Here is a 24,952-nt window from a genome sequence, read left to right as displayed (position 1 = left end):
GCGCATAAGATTCAAGTTTGTAGCGAACTAAAATAAAAACTAATCCCTTTATCGACTTGTAAGGTACGAATAGCACCCTCGGACAACTCTTCCGCCTTGATGGCTTTTTGTACTGTCACGCCTTCATTACTTAAAAAACGCAGCGATGCTTCACTCCCGTCCACTTTGCAGGCCCACACTTGGGGCTGACTCACTTCTTTGGTGGTCATGATCACTTTCGCAATACTGTCATCGGAGAGCTTTACTATAGTTCCTGGTGGGTAGATGCCAAGAATTTTAACCAACACAGAAATCAGTGATTCTGAATGTTTACTCGCACGGTTTTTAAACAAATAACCTAATGCTACTTGAGGAGATGTCACTTGCTGGCCACTGAGCTGTTGATCGTAGTCATTTGCCAAACTCACGATCTGCGTAATGATAGGAATTTTATGACCCGTCAATCCGTCAGGAAATCCTGAACCATCAACAAACTCATGGTGGTGTAAAATGACATTCAGCACTTCTTTAGGGAATAATCCCGACCGATTCAGCATGTCAAAGCCAAAATTAGGGTGCATTTGCAAATAGCTTGCTTCGTGTGTAGTCAAAGAGCCTCGCTTTCGGCGAATAACATCAGGTACCTTAAGTTTACCAATGTCATGTAACAAACTACCAAGAGCAATATCACGCAGTTCTCTTGGAGTTAAATCCAGCGCATGACCTATCATCATTGCCAGCACAGCCACAGAGACCCCGTGCTGGGTCACACTGACATCATTATCATCCATTCCAACTAAGGTAAGGAACGGTGTTTCAACTTCCTGTAGATGGCTGAGTAAGTCTTCAACCAGTGCCGCCGATAAACGATAGGCGCCTTCAGGATCGCTGACTATTTTACCAAACACACTACGGCAGTTATTCACATTCATTAAAAAACGTTTCTGACTCAAACGCATCGCCTTACGGGTATCGGCCTTAAGATCACGCTCGGGTTCAACTGCTATCTCATCTTCGATGTCATCTTCTTCAACAATATCCAGTTCGGCATTCAATTCAGATAACAAAAAAACATAGGGAACGCCTAAGCCACGGATCATTTCGATTTGAGCGGCACTGCTAATATCAACACGGTTAAATAAAAAAGGGTGGTTCGTCCATGACAAAGGCAACTTGACTCTCATGCCAAGTTGAATTTCTGACAGTAACAACTTTTTTTGAGGTACTTTTGCCACGCAATATGACTCCTTTCAAATGTAATGTGGATATAAACAGATGGCCTCATCTGCGTATCCAACAGGGCACATTTAAGCTAAGTACATATAACTATAGATGATTCAAAGCATTCAATGGAGAAATAAGGTAAAAATCCTTATCAAACTGAGGGATAGAACACATCGTCATGTGCCCCACCGCTCAGATCTAAATAAAGTTATTATATAACAATACGATAAAAACTAAGGCTGAAGTTCTTTAGCTTCTTCTTTTGGCCAATCACGGAGGTAATAACTGAGTCGCTTCGATTTAATAAGATAAATACTCGACCAAAACAACATTAAAGCATCTAAAGCAAGACTCCAATGAAACAGAAATTGGCCATGGATCAATCGCTGACCCAACAAAATGCCATCAATAATCAACAGCAACCACAACCCCCATTTTAAATGCACAAAAATCGGTCTTAACCATTGGGGCGAACGTCGACGTTCAGCTATCACCACAAGATAAATCAAAACCGCGCCAAGTCCCGCCCCGAGTGCTAGCAAAAAATCTGACTTTTCAGGGTAAAAAATCCGCACTAACTCAGAACGATCACCCATCTGAGTCAGCGAGGCGATAAAAATACACCAACCACGCGCGAGATAAGCCAAAAGCGCATATAAAAAGATGGGCGGTTTAATGTGGCCTTTATCATCGAGCCAAGTGATGTGACTAAAATTCAAATAGGTTTCCAATCAGCAAAATCTAAAACAGCATATCAAGGAGATGGTGCCAATCGCGGTTAATTCAATAGCCAAAGCAGATAATCTTTCCGCACCTTGATTATTTTCAGACAAAAAATAGCGCCTTGGGCCAGACGCTATTTAATATCGGCTATTCGACGGTATTCCCCCCTCGATACAAGGCTGCAGTCGCTACAGCCAACATTGAATCAACATCAAGCCAACGCTCTCTCAACTGACGCCAATCAAGCGTTGGCCGCGAGAAGGGCTAACAACTCGTCTTCATCCATCACTTTAACACCAAGCTCCTGCGCTTTAGCCAGTTTTGAACCTGCCGCCTCACCTGCCACTAAACAATCGGTATTTTTGGAGACACTGCCTGCCACTTTCGCCCCCAGCGCCTGCAACTGAGCTTTAGCATCATTGCGATTGAGCTGATTTAAGGTGCCAGTCAATACCCAAGTTTGGCCTTTAAGCGGCTGAGCATCTGCACTAGGTGCTTGAATGGCGGGCCAATGAACACCAGCAGCAACTAAAGCATCAATAACTTCAAGGTTATGGGGCTGGGCAAAAAAATGGGCCACATGCTGGGCAACGACAGCACCAACATCTTCTACTTCAGTTAACTGCTCCACAGTTGCCTCCCGCAGCGCATCTAGACTGGCAAAGTGCGCCGCCAGGTTTGCTGCCGTCGCCTCGCCCACTTCGCGAATACCTAAGCCATATAAGAAACGCGCGAGAGTGGTGGTTTTGGCTGCTTCAATCGCGGCAGCTAAATTGGTTGCCGACTTCATCCCCATGCGGTCAAGCATAGTCATCATGGAAGCGGTGAGATTAAACAGATCCGCAGGACTTTGAACTAACTCTTTATCAATCAATTGCTCAACGACTTTGTCGCCCATACCATCGATATCTAAAGCCTTGCGGGATGCAAAATGCTTAATCGCTTCTTTACGCTGCGCTTCGCAGAATAAACCACCGCTACAGCGAGCCACAGCCTCACCTTCTAGGCGCTCGACTAAACTGCCACACACAGGGCAATTATGCGGAAATACAATGTCTGTCGCCGTTTCAGGGCGTCTTTCGGGCACTATGGCAACAATTTGTGGGATCACATCGCCAGCGCGGCGGATGATCACAGTGTCACCGACTTTAATGCCTAAGCGGGCAATTTCATCGGCATTGTGCAGCGTCGCATTTGATACAGTGACGCCGCCAACAAACACTGGCTTTAAGCGTGCTACTGGCGTGACAGCACCTGTGCGGCCCACTTGAAAATCAACGCCTTCAAGTTGGGTCATTTCTTCCTGTGCGGGGAATTTATAGGCAATCGCCCAGCGGGGAGATTTAGCCACAAAACCTAAACGTTGCTGCTGGGCAATGTCGTTAACTTTCATCACTACGCCATCGATTTCAAAGGCTAAATCACCGCGACGGCTGAGAATATCTTTGTAGTAGTCATAGACTTGGCTTAGTTCAGCGCAGACTTTAATTTCGCTACTTACGGGTAAACCCCACGATTTAAGCTGCTGTAACTGCTCGAAATGGGTTTTAGCTAACGGATGGGAATCCGGCTCCACCACACCGAGCGCATAGGCATAAAAAGCCAATGAACGGGCAGCAGTAATTTTACTGTCAAGTTGTCGCAAGCTACCGGCTGCTGCGTTACGCGGATTCACGAAGAGTTTTTCATCTTTGGCGCGCGCCCTGTCATTCAAAGCTTCAAAAGCGGCTTTTGGCATAAAAGCCTCGCCGCGCACTTCAACGAGCTCGGGAAAATCATGACCACGTAATTTAAGCGGGATCGATTTAATGGTTTTAACATTTTCAGTGATGTCTTCACCCACTGAACCATCGCCGCGCGTCGCCGCACGCTCGAGCACACCATGGCGATACAAGATACTCACGGCAAGGCCATCGAGTTTAGGCTCACAACAAAAGCTCACCTCACCCACTTTATCGGTGACACGCTTATGGAAAGCACTGAAATCCGCCTCATCGAAGGCGTTATCTAAACTCAACATAGGCTTAAGGTGCGTGATTTGATCAAATTTGGCGAGCGCTAATCCGCCCACCCTTTGAGTCGGTGAATCAGCGACAATCAAATGGGGATACAAGGCTTCTAACTTGAGTAAACGCTGCATCAACCTGTCGTACTCAGAATCGGTAATGCTCGGAGCATCGTCCACATAGTAACGAATGTTGTGCTCGTTCAGCGATTGGCTGAGCGCCTGCATCACCTGCGATGCATTTTCTGGGGTGACGTCTTTAGACAGAAGTGTATCGATTTGAATGTCTTGCATATTCTTTATCCAGAATTCTTTAGATCACAAAAAGTAGATCACAAAAAATGAGGCCGCAATAGCGGCCTCATCAATCTATTAACCGCCAAGTTGCGGTGTCGGCTTAAGCATTAGCGCGAATGCGGTGTAAATAATCTTGCTTAGTGAACTCACCCCAAGGTTGGCGTTGTCCGTCAAGCACGACCGCATCGATATCATCCGCAAGTTGACGCGCCGAATTAAGCATAATCGAAAAGTTCATTAGGGCGTCACCGTAACAAGGCAAAGTCATGAAAAACACCACGCCTTGGGTACTGAACTGCTCCATATTATCAGGATCAAACACGCCAGGCTTTAGCATATTCGCTATCGAGAACAATACTTTACCATTGCCAGCATTATCCACATGGCGATGGAAAATATTCATATCGCCATATTTAAAATTCAAAGTTAAGAAACAAGGTAACAATTCGGCGCCGTTAAGCTGGAGCCCCTCTTTAGCGACCACGTGTAATACCAGTACGTCGCGTGGTTCACCTAACTCATCTTCAGCGGCTTGTTCGACAACCTCTTCTTGATAGCTATCTTCTTTATATTCATTTTCGTCAAACAAGGCCGTTTGCTGCGGAGCTGCACTACGTAACGCATATTCCTGCTCAGCCGCTTTTTGCGCTACGATAGCCGCATGGGATTGACCCATTGGCGGAGTTTGCGTGCTCGCTTGAGTGTTCAAGACGGGCTCTTGACGCGAGACTTTCGGGCCACGGTGTTGCTCTTTTGCCACGGGTGGCTGCAAGCTAAAATCAGGCTGAGCTGTCACTGGCTCGTGTTTAGGGCCAACTTTCAACTCTGGTTTAAATTCTGTTGATTTAAACTCTTGTGGTTTAAATTCAGGCTTAGGTTCTAGCTTTACTTCCTGCTTCAAATAAGGATTGGCCGCAGGAGTTTCGTTGTTAGGTGCAAGTTCACCGGCTTTGCGCACGCGTACGGCGCCAATACCATCGGCATCAAACCCTTCTGAATCGATCCGCTTCGGACTCGGCTCACCTTTCTCAGCCTGTTTCTTATAAAAGTTACTCATTGGGCTATCTTTCAATGATTTAGGCTGTTGTCTTCTGATAGACCAAAATCCATGCACCAGCACAGCAACTATGGCTATGGCGCCTAAAACGAACAATACTAGTTGCAAATCTTCCATTGGTTACCCTGTCTTTCTTCTAGTTATCCAGCGTCAGCCATCGCCACCGCTTGCTCTATGTCTACCGCAACTATACGAGACACACCGGGCTCGTGCATAGTCACGCCAATAAGTTGATCCGCCATTTCCATGGTTATTTTGTTATGGCTGATATAAATAAACTGTACGCTCTGTGACATTTCTTTTAGCAATCGACAGAAGCGTTCTACGTTGGCATCGTCTAATGGCGCATCCACTTCATCTAACATACAGAAGGGAGCAGGATTCAGCCTAAAAATGGCGAATACCAATGATAAAGCGGTTAATGCTTTTTCACCACCCGAAAGAAGATGGATTGTGCTGTTCTTCTTCCCCGGTGGTTGGGCCATGATAGTCACGCCCGTTTCTAACAAATCGTCGTCAGTTAACGCTAAATAAGCTCGGCCGCCACCAAACACTTTCGGAAATAAGCGTCCGAGATCTTCGTTGACTGAGTCAAATGTCGTCTTAAAGCGGCTTCGGGTTTCCTTATCTATTTTACGGATCGCTTCCTCTAAGGTTGCAAGCCCTTTATTTAAATCGTCATCTTGATGATCAAGATAAGATTTTCGCTCACTTTGCTGTTCAAATTCTTCGATCGCCGCAAGGTTAATGGCACCTAAACGAACAATTTTCTGCCGTATTTGATCTAAATCACTCTGCCACTTGTCTGGCATCCCCTCTGCGGGCAAGTTTCCAAGGATTTCAGACAGAATGATTTGCTGTTCCCGTAAGGCTTCCAGCTGACTATTCGCTTGGCCTTTTATTCCTTCACGACGTAACTTTAACGTGCTCAGGCTTTGAGTCAAGTCCTCAAGCTTACCAAGCTCTTGTTTTTGCTTTATTCCTATACGGTTTAATGTGTCTGTGAGCACACTTTGCTGCTGACGAACCTCTTTTAAGCCCTGTTGTTGCTCATGTTGTTGCTTTAGTAACTGCGTTAACTGCTCAGTCAGCTGCACACTATTTTGCACCCCACTCAATTGGGCAACTTTGGCAAGTTCTGTTAACACAGACTCGCGGGAGTGGATGAGTTCATTGACACGCACTTGCTGTAATTCAATTTGCTCCGTGCTCACGGCCATGCGCATAGTCACGGCTTGCAAACCCGTCGCAGTGGCTGATAATTGACGTTCAACCTCAGTAATACGCCCTTTTAATGCTTGATGGCGCACAGTATCGGCCTGTGTGTCTTGGATGAGTTGCCGCTGAATATCTTCACTAGCCTGCAGCGTCTCATCGAGCTCCATTTCTTGTTCTGCTAATAATTCGCATTGCTCGCTTAAGCGTTCAATATCAATCAAACTCGTACTTAAAGCCGCGTCGAGTTTACTTTGCTGTTCGACGCGCGCCTTCACTTGCTCGATTAAACCACTAAGCTGCATCGACTTAGTCGCTTTGTCTAACTGCAATTGATGTAATTTTTGCGCGCCATCGGTCAGTTGCAGTCTTTGTTGCTGCAAAATAGCCGCAAGATCTGTCATCTTGTCTTGCCGAATCTGCAGGGATTGTTGCAAATCGAGGATATTTTGCGCTAACTGAGCTTGCTCTTTACTGAGTTGCACCAGTGACTGGGCGCCCTCTGTTTTCGTGATTAAAAAACCTTGTCCCAGTAGATAACCGTCGGCAGTGACAATCCGTTGATCGGATGTTAGCTGTGGCAGCAGTTCTTTCGCTGCATGGATATCCTTTGCCCACTTAAGCCCCGCTAACCAAGGGGCGAGATTCACCTTAGCCTGTAAAAATTCACTTTGGCTTGATTGTGACGCTAACGCTTGAAACCCCATTTCAGTTTCAGTGACGCCAACGGGCAAGGTCAACAAGCCATTTAGGGCGAGTTCGGCCGCAGTTTCCCAACCATTTTCAACGGTTAAACTCTGCCATAACTGCGGTTTATCACTCTGCTGTTCTTGCTTAGTCAACCACTGTTCAACCAGCTCATGGCGCGCTTTAGTCGCGGTTAATTGCTGCTGAATTTGCTCAGCGCTATGGCGGGCTTCATCTAAGGCTTGCGTACTTGCACTTACACTTTGTTCTTGCTGATGATTAATTTCATTTTGCAGTGTGAGCGCATCATCCAAAGAATCAATATCTTGCTGCAATGGTGTAATACTCGATGCGAGATCACCGTCCATTAACGCCGAAAGTTGCGCCTGCTGCTCACGACTTTGCTGCTGTTTGTGTTGCAGTAATTGCTGCTGATGCGCTAACTGGCTGCGACGCAGTTCAAGCTGTAACTTATGCTGAGAAACATCCGCTGCCTGTTGGCGCGCCACTTCGGCCTGCAGCTGACTGCGTTCAATGCTCATTTCCCATTGGGATTGCAGCTCATCCATGATCTCTTGTTGCTCATCATGCTGTGGCCCAAGTTTGGCAAGCTCAAGCTCTAACGCGCTAAGACTCGCTTTATAGCCGTTAAGCTTATCGGTGTTTTGTTGGATCTGCTCTTTGACTTGCGCCAACTGGGTTTCGAGCTGGGCGTCGCGCTGCTTTTGATTCTGTAGCTGTTGCTCTAACTTAGCGATTTCAGTACCAGTCAGATAATAGGCTTCAACCGCTCGCTGCTCTTGCTCCGCCAGTTGCGCGAGTTGTACTTGCAGTTCAGTGGTTTGTAATTCATCGGTTTGCGCGAGTGACTGCGCCGCCGCTTGCTGCACTTCAATAGCACTTATCTGCTCAGATAGGCTCGCCATCTGAGCTTGCAACTCTTGATAGCGCATCACAAGGAGTTCAGCATGGGTCTTACGCTCGGCCTGTTTAAGCTCACGATATTGTTTAGCGGCTTTAGCCTGCTGCGCGAGTTTATCTAACTGCTTACCGAGTTCACTGCGAATATCGCCCAAACGCTCGAGGTTTTCGCGGGTATGGCGAATACGGTTTTCAGTTTCGCGCCGACGCTCTTTATAGCGGGAAATCCCAGCGGCTTCCTCAATAAAGGTGCGCAAGTCTTGGGGTTTAGATTCAATCAGGCGGGAAATAGTGCCTTGCTCGATAATGGCATAACTGCGCGGGCCAAGACCTGTGCCCATAAACAAGTCGGTAATGTCTTTACGACGACACTTTTGACCATTGAGAAAATACCAAGACTCACCGTCGCGGCTCACCTGACGCTTAACGGCGATTTCTTCATAACTGGCATACTGACCAGCGAGGCGACCCTCTTTGTTTTCAAAAATAAGTTCAACACCCGCTACAGACACAGGTTTTCGCGCGCTTGAACCGTTAAATATCACATCTGCCATAGAATCACCGCGTAGGTGCTTCGCCGAGCTTTCACCGAGCACCCAACGCACGGCATCGATCACGTTCGATTTACCGCAGCCATTTGGGCCAATAATGGCGGTTAATGCCTGTAAAAAAGGAATTTTCGTGGGATCGACAAACGACTTAAAGCCGGCAAGTTTTATCTGTTTTAATCTCATGGTGCCAGTTAGCGCGTCTCTGAAGTCTGGCCCGAAAATGAGCCAAGCGGTGCAAATGCATTCTGCTGGCAACTTTAACAAAGCAGGCAGCATTTTGTAACGCTTTTTATTGAATTCATGCGGCTTTTAGCTTGTCATCTGTCCATGAGTTGATCACAATCGCATATAGCTGTCGCTTAACTTTTTGGAAAAACGATATGACACAGAAAAAAACCTTGCCCTTCCCAGCCAAAAGTGGCGTTAATTATTTTCTCGATGGCTTTGGTTTAATCACACGTAAAGGCCTGCGCACTTTCGTATTTATTCCGTTAATGATTAACCTACTGCTGTTTGCTGGCGTCATTTATGTAGCCATAGGCCAGTTAGATACGCTATTCACTTGGATGAATGCCCAGCTCCCTGAATACTTAAGCTGGTTAAACTTTTTGCTTTGGCCCCTCGCCGTCACCACTATGCTGGTGATGCTTGCTTTTGTATTTAGCTCCGTCATGAACTGGCTCGCCGCCCCCTTTAATGGTCTGTTGGCTGAAAAAGTCGAGCAGTTGTTAACTGGTAAGCAGCTGAATACCGGTTCTGGTATTGATTTAATCAAAGACTTACCGCGTATCCTTGGGCGTGAGTGGATCAAACTCAAATACTATCTGCCCCGCGCACTGGTATTTTTGTTATTGTTTTTAGTGCCTATGGTAGGCCAGACGCTGGCGCCGATTTTATGGTTTCTGTTCAGCGCTTGGATGATGGCGATTCAGTACTGCGATTATCCCTTCGATAACCACAAGGTCAGTTTTAAAGATATGCGCTTTGCCTTGAATCAAACCCGTGGCACCAGTTTTAGCTTTGGCGCCACTGTGACGCTATTTTCGATGATCCCCATAGTCAACTTTATCGTCATGCCAGTGGCGATTTGTGGCGCAACGGCCATGTGGGTCGATAAGTATCGTGAAGCGTATCGCAACCATGCCATCGCACCCGAGTAATTACATCAGCAGTGCTGAGTCATGGCTCAGCACTGCTCCCCAATTTTTTTAAACCCAATAATCTCATCATGTTTCGCCTCGTTAAAATCAACGCAAACCTTGTAACAATTACTTGCTATTGTTAACTTCACGTTTCTGGCAAAATGCGCGCCACGAATGTGTTATTTGAGTCTTTTTTGTTGAAATCAATCTTAGCCATCATCTTATCTAGTCTTACTTTTCTACCTGTAACTTGTCTTGCTGGCTATGCCAGCCAATTTCAGTTAGCCATTCCAACACTTAACAGTGCTGCCAATATCGACGGTGAGTTGGACGATGCCATTTGGCAACAAGCCGCAGTCACAGAGCTCAACTACGAAACCCAACCAGGGGAAAACATTGCCGCATTAGTGAAAACCGAGGCGCGAGTCTATGCGACTAAAACCAGTCTTTTTGTGGCATTTACTGCCAAAGACATTAATCCCAAACTCATTCGGGCAACACTCAAGGACAGAGACAAGCTGTGGAGTGATGATTTAGTCGGAATTAAACTCGATACTTTTAATAATGCCCGTTTAGCATACCAATTTTTTATTAATCCCCTTGGCGTGCAATTAGACTCAATTGAAAACGAATTAACGGGTGAAGAAAGCGAAGCATGGGATGGTATTTGGAAATCCGCAGGCAAGATCACCGCCGATGGCTATCAGGTCGAAGTAGAGTTACCACTGAGACTGTTCAACTTTGACGACAAGAAAAGCCTGCAAGAATGGGGCTTTGAGTTAATTCGTTATTATCCACGCAATGAAAAACATCGCCTATCGACCCATAAGATTGACCGAAATACGAGTTGTCAACTTTGTCAGTTAGGTGTGGCTTCTGGCTTGGCGGGGGCAGAACAAGGACAGGATGTACAAATCACCCCGACTTTTATCGCCAACCGTAACGAACATAAACAGGCGGATGGCTGGGAAGCTGATAACAATCTCGAGCCAGGTGTAGACTTGCGCTGGGGCATTAATTCCAGCACCTTACTCAATGCCACCATTAATCCCGATTTTTCCCAAGTGGAATCCGATGCTGGCCAGCTCGATGTGAACAGCACTTTCTCCTTGTTCTATGATGAGAAACGGCCGTTCTTTTTGGATAATAAAGACTATTTCGACACACAGGTTAATCTGCTGCACACCCGCAATATTGTTGCACCAGACTATGGTATCAAACTGACAAGTAAGAGCGATGATCATACTTTAGCTCTGCTAGCGAGTAACGATAGCCAAACCACGTTTTTGGTACCGGGAAATTTAAGCTCAGAGGTTGCCTCGCTTGATCAAGAAAGTTTGAACCTTGCGGGACGTTATCGTTTCGACATGAGCAAAACCTTCTCCATCGGTGGATTACTTACCGCGAAAACGAGCAGTGACAACACTCACAATGGTACAGTAAATAACCCACACGATGGGATTAACAGCCAACCCGATTACCACAACTATGTCATTAGTGTGGATGCGAAATATCAACCAACACCACAGGACAGTTTCACTGCACAAGTGGCCCAATCGGATACTCAATACCCCACGGGAGTCTATCGTCAATTTTGTACTGATACTGAAAATGACCCTAGTAATGGGTTGCCCTGTGGCCAATCTCAGCTTGATTGCGAACTCGGTCACTGCCAACTCAACGAACAAGTATTACGTAGCCAATCTGATAGCCGCTTTGGCGGCAATTTATATCAGTTAACCTTTAAGCACGAAGAGCGAAATTGGTTTGCATACAGTGAATACAACGCAGTTGATCCCGATTTTCGTGCCGATTTAGGCTTTGTCGAAAAAATCGATTACCGCACCTTTGAGGCTGGTGCGGGTTTGATTTGGTATCCTACGGGCACCTTTAACAAGGTGGAATTAGCGGGAGATTGGGATATCACTCATAACCAAGCAGGCGAACAACTTGAAGAAGAGTATGAAGCCTACATAGAAATCCTCGGCGCATTACAAAGCGAAATCACCTTTGGTGTAGAAACCCGTGAACGTGTGGGCCCTCGCCGCGATGCTTCACAACTCACTATCGCCGGAAATAGTCAACTATATGATGAAACCCAAGTGTGGTTTTATGGCGCAGTAACCCCGTTATCGCCCCTGAGTATGGAGCTTAAAATGTACTACGGCGATGAAATTGATTTTATCAATGATAGGCTGGGCACTAAAACGCAAATGAACCCGAATATCAATTGGAAAATTGCTAATGGACTTTCTATCGATATCTCCCATCTTTATCAGCAAATGGATGTGGAACAAGGTGCGCTTTTTACCGCTAATCTGAGCGATGTACGCCTCAACTGGCAATTCAGTCTACACAGTTTTATTCGCCTTTCTAGCATTTACACCCGGATAAATCGCAATGTGGCGCAGTATTTATATTCAGCGCCGCAGAGTGAGGAAGCGCATTTAGGCAATGAGCTCCTCTACGGTTATAAACTCAATCCGCAGAGTGTGTTCTACCTCGGATACTCTGATAGTTTGCAGGCTAATGATGAGTTAAGCCGCCTGACACGGGACGAGAAAACCTACTTTATGAAGTTAAGTTACGCATGGCTGCTATAAACAATCATTGCCTTAAACAGAAAGCAACTTAGACAAACAACTGACATAAAAAAGCCCACATCTTCCTCGATGTGGGCTTTTTATTATGACGGTGAGAATCTTAGACCTTCTGCAGAATAACACTGCCAATAGAATATCCTGCGCCAAACGAACTCAATAAACCTAAATCGCCAGTCTTAAAGTCACCGGAAAACTTGTGAAATGCAATAACAGAACCCGCGGAAGCCGTATTGGCGTATTCATCTAGTACCACGGGCGCTTGTTCCGCTGACACATCATCCCCAAGCAACTTTCTCACCACGAACTGATTCATGTTGATGTTCGCTTGATGCAACCACAAACGTTTGAAGGACTGTGGCGTTAACGCTTGTTCGGCCAGATGTTCATCCAAATGTTGATAAATCATCGGCAACAGCTCTTTAAATACCTTGCGCCCTTGTTGGTGGAATAGCTTATCGGCTTGATGGGCCGCACTCGGATCGCAGCGGTTCAAGAAACCGAAATTACTGCGAATATTGTTCGAGTAATCGGTAAAACAGCGGCTTGAGATGATCTTAAACACATGGTCAGACTGGGCTAAGCTTTGTTCTTCCAGTACCAGAGCCGTCGCCACATCACCGAAGATAAAATGGCTGTCACGGTCGCGATAATTCACCTGTGCCGAGCAAATCTCAGGGTTGATCACTAACACTCTTGAGGCAGAACCCGTAGCAATGGCATTAGCCGCGGCGACAATTGCAAACGTCGCCGATGAACACGCTACCTGCATGTCGTAACCATAACCCCGCGTACCTAGTGCACGTTGAATTTCAATCGCCATAGCAGGATACGCACGCTGAGTATAAGCACAGGCAACAATCACTAAGTCAATTTGCTCAGCTTTGAGATTGGCATTCTTTAGTGCCATCAAGGCAGCTTCAAGGCCAATCTCAGCCTGCATAGATAATTCGTCACTGCTGCGCTCAGGAATTAGCGGCATCATGACTTCGGGATCCAGAATGCCCTCTTTCACCATCACATATCTGTGCTTGATACCTGAGGCTTTTTCAATAAACTCGCTCGATGAATAGGACAAAGCCGCAACATGGCCTTGCTCAATTAAGCCTGCATTTTCAAGATTAAAAATATCCACATAAGCATTGAAGCTCTCAACTAAGGCTTCATTGGAAATACTGTGGGGCGGCGTAAATAGGCCACTCCCCGAAATGACGACCTGTTTCATAAATGCTCCAAACGGGTACTGGTTGTAAGGTGAGCAGAGGATGCATCATCACTCGTAAGCACAGGTGCTAACTCATTTTGCCCCTGCGCTTGTTGCTCTAATCGTTGCTTTTTATGCATTTGCACTAAGTCTATCACGACTGTTGAAGATATTTTATCTTGGATCCCCTGCCGATTGGCATCCCAAAATATTTGCATAAAGCCAAGTAAGCCAGTAGTAAAGCCTGCGGCATAGCCACCATAACGGCCAAACGCGGCCCATAAACTGATGTTGGCACCATCGAGCTGGATCACCCTAATGCCCAACATCTTCTTACCTAAGGTTTGACCATCAAATCGTGCAGTAAAGACGGTAAAGTAAAACGCTGCCCAACCAAAACCCAACCCCATATCACTCAGAAAGCCTTTCACCCAAGCGACAACACTATGGGTTGTAGCTTCATCAACGGTTCTGAGGCGAGAATATTGCGAAGAGCTCACATTCACTGCATCAGCCGCACTTTGCAGCTGTACATCCGGCGAAATAGCTTGAATAGGCTGAAGTGGCTCAGGCGGAGAATCTGTTGTCGCCAACTCAACAGGAAGTGTAATAACAGGCCATAGGCTGCCATTAAGCACCTCCGCCTGTAACTTTTCACTGTCTACGGCAGGCAAACTACTGTTGGCTATGGTTTCTAGCACCATTTCACGTTGATCATTTTCTGTCATGCCCTTTGATACTGAAGCGCTTTTTATCGCTTCATGTAGGGATTGAACTTGAGTTTTACCACAAGCATAATTATTGCACTGGCTCAACGACATCAATGCTGGTAGTGACGTAATGATTTGTTCACCTAATGCCAATTGTTGCTCTACTCCCTCACTGCTTTTAACGTCTGTTCCATTAAAATCAAACAGATTATTGGCGGTTGTCAGCAACATAAAAACCAACATCAGGGCATAAAGTCCCCACTTTAATAAACGACCAAACTTACGACTGCGCTTTTCAATCCAGATAATACTGACCACCAGCAAGACAAACATCCAATCCATCTGTTCAGCTAACACAGTGATCAGCAAACCATCAATCAGTATGGCTAACATCCGCTTCAACGGTGTCGCCAATGGGGTATATAACACGGCTGCTGCAATGGTAAATGCCTTTGGCGTTACCATCGTTTTTGGATCTTTACCCAGATCCATTTGTTGCTGCTTCATCTTTGCGCTTGTCCGATACGAGTGATAGGCTAGTTTTACGATTGAGACATCAAGAAGTTATCCCTGTTAATGCCACAATCTTTTTTATGTTAGCAAGAGGTTAACACAGTTAAACTGGCTGCCAATCAGGGTTTGCGAATAACAGCACACCCTTTAATAACCAAATCGAATAAAGAAGAACAAACAATCACTTCTAAAAGCGCCACAGCAGATTATGATTCAGTAGTGCCAACATAGGAGCAAGCAATCCATGAGCAAAATTTTCGAAGATAATTCATATACTATTGGTAATACACCACTAGTACGTTTAAACCGTGTTAGCCAAGGTAAAGTGCTGGCCAAAGTCGAAGCCCGTAACCCAAGTTTCAGTGTTAAATGCCGTATCGGTGCCAATATGATTTGGGATGCCGAGAAGAAAGGTCTATTAACAAAAAATCACGAGCTGATTGAGCCGACATCAGGCAACACAGGTATTGCATTAGCGTATGTTGCCGCGGCCCGTGGCTATAAACTGACCCTGACCATGCCAAATACCATGAGTTTAGAGCGTCGTAAGCTACTCAAAGCCCTAGGCGCAACTCTCGTGCTGACTGAAGGCGCGAAAGGCATGAAAGGTGCCATTGATAAAGCGGAAGAAATTCGCCAATCGGCTCCTGAAAAATACATTTTATTGCAGCAGTTTAATAACCCTGCTAACCCAGAAATCCATGAAAAAACCACAGGTCCAGAAATCTGGAATGATACCGATGGTGAAGTGGATGTGTTTGTTGCCGGTGTAGGTACTGGCGGTACAATTACTGGGGTAAGCCGTTACTTGAAAAAAGTGGCCGGTAAAACCATCACCTCAGTTGCGGTTGAGCCAGCAGATTCTCCTGTTATAGCTCAAACCTTAGCGGGTTTACCTGTGCAACCAGGGCCGCATAAAATCCAAGGTATTGGTGCTGGCTTTATCCCAGGTAACTTAGATTTAGAATTGATTGACCGTGTTGAAGCTGTTACTAACGATGAAGCCATCGACATGGCCCGCCGCTTAATGCAAGAAGAAGGCATTTTAGTGGGTATTTCATCGGGTGCCGCCGTTGTCGCCGCCAACCGCATCGCTGAGTTGCCAGAGTTTGCAGGCAAAACCATTGTGGTGATTTTGCCATCGGCTGCCGAGCGTTACCTATCTTCAGTCTTGTTCCAAGGCCAATTCGGCGACGAAGAAAACGTTCAATAAACGACGTTTTATCGTCCTTAAAATACCCAGCTTTGGCTAATGCCGTTCACTTAAGAGTGAACGGCATTTTTCTTTGGTCTAACCGGGAACTTGTTTTTGCTCATTTTAAGAACTCGTGGATATGCCCTTTCCCGTTTACCATCCAGCTTAAATTGCCGTGCATTTCGTTCTATATCCAATACGTCTCTCGGGACATTCCCCGGTGTTTGTGATGACAGTTGTGTCAACTTGAAGATGATATAACTCGCCGCATCTCGAAAACTCAGTTGATTGGGGTGGACCGATGGCAAGCTTTTAGCCATCAGCAACATCTTATATCTAATGAGATTATAGGCCAGTAGCACGCCCCATAACTCTTGAGTCACCAGCTCCGGTAGTTGACTACGGAGCGTAAAACGGCTCTCCAGTAGATGTTGCTTCATCTCTCTGTAGCCCAGTTCTATTTCCCATCGATGGGCATATAAGTCGACGATGTCTTCGCTGGGGTAACGCATCGGGTCTGTCAACGAGGTCAAAATGGCGACTGGCTTACCTTTCACTGTCTTAGTCAATAAACGCGCTTCAAGAGTTTCAGGCAGCTGCGGCCATTTCTTTCTGGCCTGAGGTGTAGTGGTGAGTTTCACCCACTGATCATGCTTTCCTAGCGTTCGCACCACCTCATATTGAGTGCCTTTCTTCAATGGCAACAACCAGTGGCTATCAGGTTGCGCTTGCTGCCAAGCGTGTAACAGGCCGAGCGAGTAAAATCCTCGGTCAAATAGGGTTAGGCTGTAATTGGGAATGCTAGGAATGAGCTGGGATGCTAAGTTCATTTCATTTTCGGCAACCGAATCAAAGGCGCTGTTGACCAACAAATGGCTGCTTAATTCCATCAAGCAAACCATGCGAATTTGCGGATAAGCAGCTTCGCCTGAAGCGTTTGCGGTACGCGCAAAGGCGGCTTGATTTTGGACACTATCGGGTGTCCGCCACACTACACCGTCAACACCATACAAGTTAAGGCCGCACCAATGAGGATGTTCAGCTCTCGCGTGCCAGGTATTGGCGCTGCGACTAAATACTTCTCTAATAACCTCACTGCCCAATCGTTTACGCGCCTGAGTCACGGCGCTGCGTGCAACATAATCAATCTCTTGCGGCAAAACAATGTCGAGTTTGTTGATGAGTGACCGAACAGATTCCCCTCGGAACAAAGCCATTCCGATAACGGCCCAAATCATCGCGTCCATCGGCAATTTACGCCGTCTTAACGTCGCAACGCCCTGAGAGTCTAGGCAAGATTGAATTAACTCAGGTTCTAACACATCTGCTAAGCAGGTGAATTCGGTTAGGCGGGTAATATGAGTACGGGCGAGTGCTTCTGAGAGTTGCATAAAAAAATCCGATGACATGAGGTCATCGGATTTTGATCTTTTCAGCGAGATCGTCAAGCGATCTGTCTTAACTGATCGGCATTACCAGCTTTGGCTGGGTATTTTTATTTATGGCATTCCATTATTTAGATCTCGATTACAGAGCATAAACAAGTTACTGCTCAAGTTTGGATACAGCTCATAGTTCTTTGTATCTCAACTGGCTTTCACGGCTAACTTGGTTATAAAGAACGGACCCGCTCGCCAATTCATTCCTTTTTATGTCTTTTTACCGAACACCAAGTAACATCAGCGCCTTCAATGCAAAGTTTGAAGCTCAAAAAATTGCCTTTGGCCCCATTAGTTTCCAAGTCGCCCACTGCCTACTCAAATTCGATGTGCTAGCCCAAATAGATAAAGCGGCCGAGCATGGGATCACTGCAGCCGAGTTAAGCCAATCCACCCCACTGAGTGAATATGCCTTGGGGGTATTGTTGGATATGGGACTCAGTATGGGTTTAGTTTGGCAAAATGAAAATTGCTATGTGCTCGATAAAACGGGGCACTTTTTACTCCATGACGACATGGCCGCCATCAATCTTAACTTTGTGCAGGATGTTTGCTATCAAGGCCTTTTTAACCTTGATACCGCGCTACTCGAAGGCAAGGCCGCAGGACTTAAGGTGTTCGGTGACTGGAATACCATCTATCCCGCCTTAAAAGATCTACCACCCAAAGCGAAACAGAGCTGGTTTGCCTTCGATCATTACTATTCGGATCATGCCTTTCCACAGCTTCTGCCATTAGTGTTCGCCCATAAGCCAATCCATTTAGTGGATATAGGCGGCAATACGGGCAAATGGGCACTGAGCTGCTGTGATTATGACGCGAACGTTGAAGTCACGATTATGGATTTTCCGGGGCAACTTGAGGTAGCCACACAAAATGCACTCGCACGAGGTTTTGCAGCACGAGTGCATACCTTTGCCACCGATCTGCTGGACGACTCCCAACCCTTTGTCGAAGGCGCCGATACTTACTGGATGAGTCAATTTCTGGATTGCTTCTCAAAAAGCCAAATCCTGAGCATTTTACAACGCACGGCAAAGGCAATGACATCAAGCAGCCAACTCTTTATCGTCGAAACCTTTTGGGATAGACAGCCATCGGCCGCCTCCGCCTATTGCGTAAATGCCACTAGCCTCTATTTCAGCGCCATGGCCAATGGCAATAGCCGCATGTATCACTCTAAGGATTTATTGGCCCAGCTTCACCAAGCGGGACTGTATGTGGATGAAGATACAGACAATCTTGGCCTAGGGCACACGCTACTGCGTTGTAAACTCAAACCTTAAGTTTAATAGCAACATCAAAGTAAACAAAACTTATGCAATGAATAAAATTAATCAAATTTATTTATCATTGATACCCGCAGTACACTAAATACATCAAAACAGCGCCCCAAAAAAGCGATGTTAAGCATTGTCAGTATTGAGAGGTATTCAAAATGACTTCAAAACGCAAACGCTGGACATCCCACGCAGCTAAACTTCCCAGCCCTATGGCTGGGTTGGCACTGGCAATTGCCAGCTTAGGTTGGACATGGGAGAACATGACACCTTCACTTAATGGCGCAGGACAACTCACAGGTGCCATCATAGCCTCTGTGTTACTGTTATTGCTCATGGGTAAATTCATGCTTCATCCTAATATTTTAAAGGACGAGCTAAGTCACCCTGTGATTGGTAGTGTGATCCCCACCTTCGCCATGGGCTTGATGGTGGTGTCTAAATCACTCGGCGATTATTTCCCCCATGCAGGCTTAACTCTGTGGCTAGTCGCCATTGGTATCCATGTGATCTTCCTAAGCGCGTTTATCTATTATCGCGCCATTGATTTTAAACTCGAGCACATGGTTCCGAGCTGGTTCGTACCACCCATTGGCATTATCGTCGCGGCGGTGTCTTTCCCAGTGTCTGATTACCAATGGTTAGCAAACGCCATTTTGGTTTTTGGAATGTTAGCCTACTTAATCATGCTGCCTTTGATGCTCTATCGCCTCATTTTCTGTCAGACGATACCTGATGCCGCTAAACCAACCATTGCCATTCTCGCGGCGCCCGCCAGTTTATCACTCGCGGGCTATCTGACTGTTTGTGAGCAGGCATCAATTCCCTTAGTCGCCTTACTACTGAGCATCGCCATTCTGATGACCAGCATCATCTACTTGGCCTTCTTTCACCTACTAAAACTGCCCTTTAGCCCAGGCTACGCAGCCTTTACCTTCCCTATGGTGATCGGTGCAACCGCCCTCTTTAAAACCGCAGCTTGGTTAACGCAGTTCAATAACATGGGTGAGTTAGCGATATGGATAAAATACTTAGCAGAATTCGAACTGGTAATCGCCACCTTAGTGGTTACCTATGTCGCCCTACGTTATTTAGGACACTACTTTCCACTGCAATTTAAAGTGGCAGAGCTAATAAACAGAATAGAACCAAGTAAAAATTAATTCTCTATTATATGCACTCTGCACATATTAATTAGAAAAACCTACTGAAACTCAAAAGAAGATGAATATCGATTCATCTTCTTTTGAGTCATTAGAATATTACCCCCCTAAAAAAACTGTTCAATTTCAAACCAAACCTATCCTAGGCCTTCTAAAAAGTGCACATTTAAAAGAATAAACTATCTAACTTAAACAACATGGAACCCTTTATATCAAGCTCAGCTTCACGAGCAAACCTGAAGATATACGGAATGACAAACTAAATAAGCAACATTTCCTATTTTCTCTATAAAAATAATAAAAAAGTATGATTTAACCAAAAGCAAATTAAAACAAAAATATAAACAATAAGATAAAATAAAATAACCAAACTACTACATATTTAACAAAAAAATAATGAATGATGCTAATCAGCCATCATTAACGGCATTAATGATGCACAAACCCTTTGTAAAAAAACATTTAGCATCAAAATTTACAAATATGAAACAATTTAAGCAACATTTATAGTGTTGCACTTGTTATTTTCTTGTGGTTATATCTTGAACCTAATTAAAGGTGACACTTATTGGTTACAAAAGTGACTTTTAATAAAATAAGAATTAAACAAAAAAACAAATGTTAAGGGAGAATAGAATGCGCGCAAAATCTACATTAGCCAAAGCAGTTCGCTTTGCGTTAATCAGCGGAGTTGCTACAGCAGCATTATCAACTTCAGCAGTATTTGCTGCTGAAGACGGTGCAAAAGTTGAACGTATTGAAGTAACAGGTTCTCGTATTCAAAGAACTGATATGGAATCAGCATTGCCTGTTACGGTTTTATCGGCTGAAGATATAGCTAAAACAGGCTTAAGCGACGTTTCTGCAGTATTAGCTCAAATGCCATTTAATACTGCGGGAAGTTTTATTAGTGACGCTGGAAGTTCAGCAAGTAACCATGCAAGTTCAGGCATGCGCGGATTAGGCTCTAACCGTACGCTAACATTAATTAACGGACGTCGGATCGCTCCTTCAGCAACATTTGGTGGTGATTCAACCAACCTCAACTTAATCCCTATGGATGCAATTGAGCGTATCGAAATTTTACGTGATGGTGCATCAGCTATTTATGGTTCTGACGCTATCGGTGGTGTAATTAACATCATTCTTAAAAAGACATTCGATGGCTTAGCATTCGATGCAAAATTCGGTAGCCCAACACAAGGTGGCCGTGATGAAAAATCTGCTTCTATTACATTTGGTAAAACTGATGATAAAGGTAGTAGTTTAGTTGTTATCGAACATAAAGCATTTGACCCTCTGCAAGGTGGACAACGCCCTCACATAACAGCTAACTGGGACCAAAAATATGGTCGAAGTGGTTTGTATGCTCCAGAAGGAACATATCGTCCTGTAGCATCTCGCCCAGGAAAAGGCGCTGATGGAACATTTGATGACCCTGTTTACACAGGATTACAAGTTCCAGGTAAAGACTGTCCTGCTGATAGAGTTATTACCACTAAAGATGGCTCGGCCTGTGGATTCAGTCATTTTGATGGCACAGATTACTTACCTGAACAAACTAAAGACTCTATTTTTTCAAATATGACTCATCGCATTTCTGATGAACTAGAGTGGTTTGGTCAAGCAATTGTAATGCGTGATAAATCAACCACATCTTCAACAGCATTATGGACTCCTAATCTATATATGGCTGCTGATAACAAGTTAAATCCAACATATGGCACAGCTCAAGCGTCAGAGGTTCAAGCCTATCACCGCTTAAAAGGTGTAGCTGATCGCAAAACAGAATTCGACTCAAATGTAGTCGATATCGTTACTGGCTTGAATCTTGAATTAGATGCTGGTTCATTAAGCTGGTATGTTCAATATTCTGATCAAGTCGTTAATATCGAAACGGACTCTTATGTCTTTGAAGATAAGTTACAAGAAGCTGTAGATAAAGAACTGTATAACCCTTTTGTGGAAGGTGGCAATGCAACACAGGCAACCTTAGATACATTTTTGCATACAGCAACACGTAAAGCGACATCGAACACAACTGGTACAGGTTTATCTTGGGCAGCTTTAGCACCAATAGCATTACCTGGTGGCGATTTAGGCTATGCCGTCGGTGTTGAATATCAAAAAATGGAGTACAAAGATACTCGTGATGCGCAACAAGCGGCAGGCAATGTACTAGGTACTTATGGTGGTGATTCAGCTGGTGACCGAAGCTATAAAGCTGCATTTGTTGAATTAGAGCTTCCAGTTCTAGAAAATTTAAACGTTAAACTTGCTAGTCGTTATGACCAATACAGTCTTCCTGATGTTGGCCAATTATCAAGTTCAATTAACGTGCGTTATGAAGTGCTTGATAACTTAGTATTAAGAGCATCTTATGGACAAGGCTTTAGAGCACCGTCTTTAGACGACTTACTAGGCGAGCCAGCAACAAGTTATGATTCAATAACTGATACAACTCTGTGCCAAAGCTTACCTGATGATCAACAAGCAGGTAACAAAGCATGTGAAGATAACCAGTATTTACGTAAAAGTTCAGGTAATAAAGATTTAGAACCAGAAAAATCAGCTCAATACTCATTTGGTGCAGTGTGGAACATCACCGAAAATATTGATTTTGTCGTTGATTACTACAATATTGAAATCACTGACCAAGTAAGTTATATCGATGCTCAGACTATTGTCGACTTAGAAGCGACAGCTGGTTTAGGCGCCTACGATCCAAACTACATTTATGTAAAACGTAAAGCTGATGGCACAATCGATGAAATTGGTGCTGGCAACATCAACATGGATGGCGTACAAACCTCAGGTCTTGATGTCTCTTTTACGTCTAAATACGATCTAGGCACTATGGGTGAGCTGAAGTTCGCAGTTGAGGGTACATATGCACTTGAATATTCAGAGCAAGCAAGTCCAATTGCTCAACGCTATGATGTTTTAGGAACTAAAGGTTATCCACCACTGCGTTTCAATACTACATTTAGCTACGCTATTGACGATTTTTCCGCGTCTTTAATCGCTAAATATATTGATTCTTATGATGGTGAAACACCACAACAGCAAGAAGCCGGCACTAATAAGCAAGACTTCTCTTCGTTTACAACTTGGGATATGACACTTAACTATGACTTCAACAATTATGGGAAAGTCACTGTAGGTGCACGTAACTTATTTGATGCCATGCCAACAGTTAACTATAGCTTAGGTTACCCTGGATACGACACTGATACGCACAACATCTTAGGTCGTGTAGTATTTGCAGGATACAAAGTTAAGTTCTAATATCGCATTTCTCAATTAGAACTAGAACCTAATCAAAAAACGGCATCTTCGGATGCCGTTTTTATTTACTTCATTACTTTCACTTCAGACTGATAATTAAAGACGTTTTAGGAATGTTTAGTCAGCTTAATCTCACTCTGATGCTGAGGTTTTTCAGTATGTGAATGTGGTGCAGAAAAATGTTCATGATGAGCTTTGTGTGGTTCAGCCAAGGTGACTTTACCCTGCTCTATCCACCAATAACCTAAACCAACAATCACACCGCCACCGACAATATTGCCTAAGGTTACAGGTATTAAATTATTGAATATAAAGTTTGCCACGGTTAAATCGGCAAATTGTGCTTGAGTAACCCCTAAAGACACGAAGAACTCTGGGCTGGCGATAGATTGGATCATCATGCCCATAGGCACCATAAATAAGTTAGCGATACTGTGTTCAAAGCCACTACTAACGAACATAGCCACAGGTAAAATTAACAGTAACGATTTCGTCAGTACATCACGACTAGCAAAGGTCATCCACACACCTAAACACACCAACATGTTACATAAAATGCCTAAACTAAAGGCTTGAATCCAAGTATGGTGCAGTTTGTGCTGTGCCACTTTAAGTGCATTTAATCCCCAATTACCACCATCGAGATCATACATACCTGCGGCAGTGATCAAGCAAACCATCAACATAGCGCCGACAAAATTGCCGGCATACACGCGGCACCAACATTTGAGTAATTCAGCGCCAGTGACCTGTTTTTGTGCCCAGGCGACGGTACTGAGCACAGAACTGGTGAACAGTTCTCCACCGCAAACAACCACTAAAATTAAACCTAAACTAAAGGCTATTCCGCCAACGAAACGAACTAAACCCCAAGACGCATCGCCTGCGCCAGTGGTTACGGTTAAATAAAAAACAAAGGCTAAAGCGATAAATGCGCCAGCAAACACGGCTAAGCCAAAGGACTGCCAAGGTGCTTTAACCACTTTGCTTGTCCCGTAAATTTCAGCCTGATTGTAACAACTAAAATGAGCTGAAACCTGTGGCGCTTCATGTGCGCTGTTTGTCACAGTTGGAACTGATGACGATGGATTTGGGCTTTTCATTGCATAACTCCAACTTCAGATAAACAAACTTGAACGCGTAGCATAGGTATCTCCAGCAGCGCCATTGCGCAGATAACACGAATCAAAACCGAGATAATGATTTGCTTAAATGATGATTCACTAAAGTCTCGCTTTGTATCATACAACGCGCTTATGCTGTGAAGCAGATATTGCTAAAGCGTGATGCTATTCACACCCAAAATGTGAAAACTTTGAAGCCAAAAACACAAAAGGTTAATTGGTCTTACCATGACAGCCCGAATTTCATCGCGAGAATGTGGCTTAATTAAGATGGTATACAATGCATATCCTGCACGTTTCCATCTCATATTTAGCGAACTAACGCTTAAATTAATGCGCTATAGATTCAAGCAAACCTCAGCAATGACACATTAAATGACCAATAGCTTGATGCGTGTCTCTCGGTATTCATTAAATTGAACCGATACTTTAGCATTTACAGTTTAGTCCAACAGCAAGTAACAAGTTGCCTGCATCATAGCCAACTACTGTATTTAGCCACTCTTTAACCCTTCCTGAATGATTTAAGCATTGCATGCTTTATTTGATGGCGTTATGACATGCCGTCTCCTAAATCGACACTAAGTTAGCAAATAAAAATAAATTAATACAAATAGCTAACATCAAACTTATTT

Annotated in this window: 15 protein-coding genes; 6 read left to right on the top strand and 9 right to left on the bottom strand. The window is 44.7% G+C overall.

Annotation, left to right across the window (positions count from 1 at the left end):
* Positions 1-11 precede the first annotated feature (11 nt).
* The 5 genes from RA178_RS08665 to RA178_RS08645 all read right to left on the bottom strand — a co-directional run bounded on the left by RA178_RS08665 (position 12) and on the right by RA178_RS08645 (position 8,842).
* The gene (locus RA178_RS08665) at positions 12-1,214 is read right to left on the bottom strand and encodes an HD-GYP domain-containing protein (RefSeq protein ID WP_263192250.1); all 1,203 of its coding nucleotides are present in this window, start codon (positions 1,212-1,214) and stop codon (positions 12-14) included.
* Positions 1,215-1,436: 222 nt separating this feature from the next.
* Positions 1,437-1,922: a DUF2919 domain-containing protein gene (locus RA178_RS08660; RefSeq protein WP_306685153.1), complete on the bottom strand. Its 486-nt coding sequence runs from the start codon at positions 1,920-1,922 to the stop codon at positions 1,437-1,439.
* Between the two features lie 245 nt (positions 1,923-2,167).
* Positions 2,168-4,225 carry an NAD-dependent DNA ligase LigA gene (gene ligA, locus RA178_RS08655; RefSeq protein WP_306685152.1) on the bottom strand — a complete coding sequence of 686 codons (2,058 nt, stop codon included), beginning with the start codon at positions 4,223-4,225 and terminating at the stop codon, positions 2,168-2,170.
* Positions 4,226-4,328: 103 nt separating this feature from the next.
* The gene (gene zipA, locus RA178_RS08650; protein WP_306685151.1) at positions 4,329-5,402 is read right to left on the bottom strand and encodes a cell division protein ZipA; all 1,074 of its coding nucleotides are present in this window, start codon (positions 5,400-5,402) and stop codon (positions 4,329-4,331) included.
* Between the two features lie 23 nt (positions 5,403-5,425).
* On the bottom strand, positions 5,426-8,842 hold the full coding sequence (locus RA178_RS08645) for a chromosome segregation protein SMC (protein ID WP_306685149.1): 3,417 nt from the start codon (positions 8,840-8,842) through the stop codon (positions 5,426-5,428).
* Between the two features lie 197 nt (positions 8,843-9,039).
* Here RA178_RS08645 and cysZ point away from each other — a divergent pair, with 197 nt between their 5' ends.
* On the top strand, positions 9,040-9,819 hold the full coding sequence (gene cysZ / locus RA178_RS08640; protein WP_131523549.1) for a sulfate transporter CysZ: 780 nt from the start codon (positions 9,040-9,042) through the stop codon (positions 9,817-9,819).
* 143 nt (positions 9,820-9,962) lie between these two features.
* The gene (locus tag RA178_RS08635) at positions 9,963-12,404 is read left to right on the top strand and encodes a carbohydrate binding family 9 domain-containing protein (RefSeq protein WP_371135003.1); all 2,442 of its coding nucleotides are present in this window, start codon (positions 9,963-9,965) and stop codon (positions 12,402-12,404) included.
* Positions 12,405-12,504: 100 nt separating this feature from the next.
* Here the strand turns inward: RA178_RS08635 and RA178_RS08630 are convergent, their stop codons facing one another.
* Both RA178_RS08630 and RA178_RS08625 read right to left on the bottom strand, forming a co-directional pair.
* The gene (locus RA178_RS08630; protein WP_105252150.1) at positions 12,505-13,626 is read right to left on the bottom strand and encodes a beta-ketoacyl-ACP synthase III; all 1,122 of its coding nucleotides are present in this window, start codon (positions 13,624-13,626) and stop codon (positions 12,505-12,507) included.
* Positions 13,623-14,822 carry an RDD family protein gene (locus tag RA178_RS08625; RefSeq protein WP_173497361.1) on the bottom strand — a complete coding sequence of 400 codons (1,200 nt, stop codon included), beginning with the start codon at positions 14,820-14,822 and terminating at the stop codon, positions 13,623-13,625. The genes RA178_RS08630 and RA178_RS08625 overlap by 4 nt, the downstream gene beginning before the upstream one ends.
* Before the next feature lie 250 nt (positions 14,823-15,072).
* Between RA178_RS08625 and cysK the strand changes: the two genes are divergently transcribed.
* A complete protein-coding gene (gene cysK, locus RA178_RS08620) occupies positions 15,073-16,041 on the top strand; it encodes a cysteine synthase A (protein WP_113940761.1) in 969 nt (322 codons plus the stop codon).
* Between the two features lie 50 nt (positions 16,042-16,091).
* Here the strand turns inward: cysK and RA178_RS08615 are convergent, their stop codons facing one another.
* Complete coding sequence (locus tag RA178_RS08615; RefSeq protein WP_259216148.1) at positions 16,092-17,414, bottom strand: IS4-like element ISSba6 family transposase; 1,323 nt, start codon at positions 17,412-17,414, stop codon at positions 16,092-16,094.
* Between the two features lie 260 nt (positions 17,415-17,674).
* Here RA178_RS08615 and RA178_RS08610 point away from each other — a divergent pair, with 260 nt between their 5' ends.
* The 3 genes from RA178_RS08610 to RA178_RS08600 all read left to right on the top strand — a co-directional run bounded on the left by RA178_RS08610 (position 17,675) and on the right by RA178_RS08600 (position 23,193).
* Entirely contained in the window at positions 17,675-18,748 is a 1,074-nt protein-coding gene (locus RA178_RS08610) for a methyltransferase (protein WP_306685145.1), read from the top strand.
* 152 nt (positions 18,749-18,900) lie between these two features.
* On the top strand, positions 18,901-19,905 hold the full coding sequence (locus tag RA178_RS08605; protein ID WP_306685144.1) for a TDT family transporter: 1,005 nt from the start codon (positions 18,901-18,903) through the stop codon (positions 19,903-19,905).
* Between the two features lie 636 nt (positions 19,906-20,541).
* On the top strand, positions 20,542-23,193 hold the full coding sequence (locus RA178_RS08600; RefSeq protein ID WP_306685142.1) for a TonB-dependent receptor plug domain-containing protein: 2,652 nt from the start codon (positions 20,542-20,544) through the stop codon (positions 23,191-23,193).
* 107 nt (positions 23,194-23,300) lie between these two features.
* On the opposite strand, the gene focA is transcribed toward RA178_RS08600, so the two are convergent.
* A complete protein-coding gene (gene focA / locus RA178_RS08595) occupies positions 23,301-24,296 on the bottom strand; it encodes a formate transporter FocA (RefSeq protein ID WP_105252136.1) in 996 nt (331 codons plus the stop codon).
* Positions 24,297-24,952 lie beyond the last annotated feature (656 nt).

Origin of the sequence: Shewanella oncorhynchi, from assembly GCF_030848765.1 — a bacterium.
Taxonomy (GTDB): Bacteria; Pseudomonadota; Gammaproteobacteria; order Enterobacterales; family Shewanellaceae; genus Shewanella; species Shewanella oncorhynchi.
The sequence above is the reverse complement of the archived record's forward strand: the minus strand, read 5'-3'. Positions and strand labels throughout refer to the sequence as shown.

Coding starts and splice junctions, on each gene's coding strand:
- RA178_RS08630 (WP_105252150.1), bottom strand. CDS start 13,626: ATGAAACAGGTCGTCATTTCGGGGAGTGGCCTATTTACGCCGCCCCAC.
- RA178_RS08615 (WP_259216148.1), bottom strand. CDS start 17,414: ATGCAACTCTCAGAAGCACTCGCCCGTACTCATATTACCCGCCTAACC.
- RA178_RS08610 (WP_306685145.1), top strand. CDS start 17,675: ATGTCTTTTTACCGAACACCAAGTAACATCAGCGCCTTCAATGCAAAG.
- RA178_RS08605 (WP_306685144.1), top strand. CDS start 18,901: ATGACTTCAAAACGCAAACGCTGGACATCCCACGCAGCTAAACTTCCC.
- ligA (WP_306685152.1), bottom strand. CDS start 4,225: ATGCAAGACATTCAAATCGATACACTTCTGTCTAAAGACGTCACCCCA.
- RA178_RS08625 (WP_173497361.1), bottom strand. CDS start 14,822: ATGAAGCAGCAACAAATGGATCTGGGTAAAGATCCAAAAACGATGGTA.
- cysZ (WP_131523549.1), top strand. CDS start 9,040: ATGACACAGAAAAAAACCTTGCCCTTCCCAGCCAAAAGTGGCGTTAAT.
- RA178_RS08645 (WP_306685149.1), bottom strand. CDS start 8,842: ATGAGATTAAAACAGATAAAACTTGCCGGCTTTAAGTCGTTTGTCGAT.
- RA178_RS08635 (WP_371135003.1), top strand. CDS start 9,963: ATGCGCGCCACGAATGTGTTATTTGAGTCTTTTTTGTTGAAATCAATC.
- cysK (WP_113940761.1), top strand. CDS start 15,073: ATGAGCAAAATTTTCGAAGATAATTCATATACTATTGGTAATACACCA.
- zipA (WP_306685151.1), bottom strand. CDS start 5,402: ATGGAAGATTTGCAACTAGTATTGTTCGTTTTAGGCGCCATAGCCATA.
- focA (WP_105252136.1), bottom strand. CDS start 24,296: ATGAAAAGCCCAAATCCATCGTCATCAGTTCCAACTGTGACAAACAGC.
- RA178_RS08600 (WP_306685142.1), top strand. CDS start 20,542: ATGCGCGCAAAATCTACATTAGCCAAAGCAGTTCGCTTTGCGTTAATC.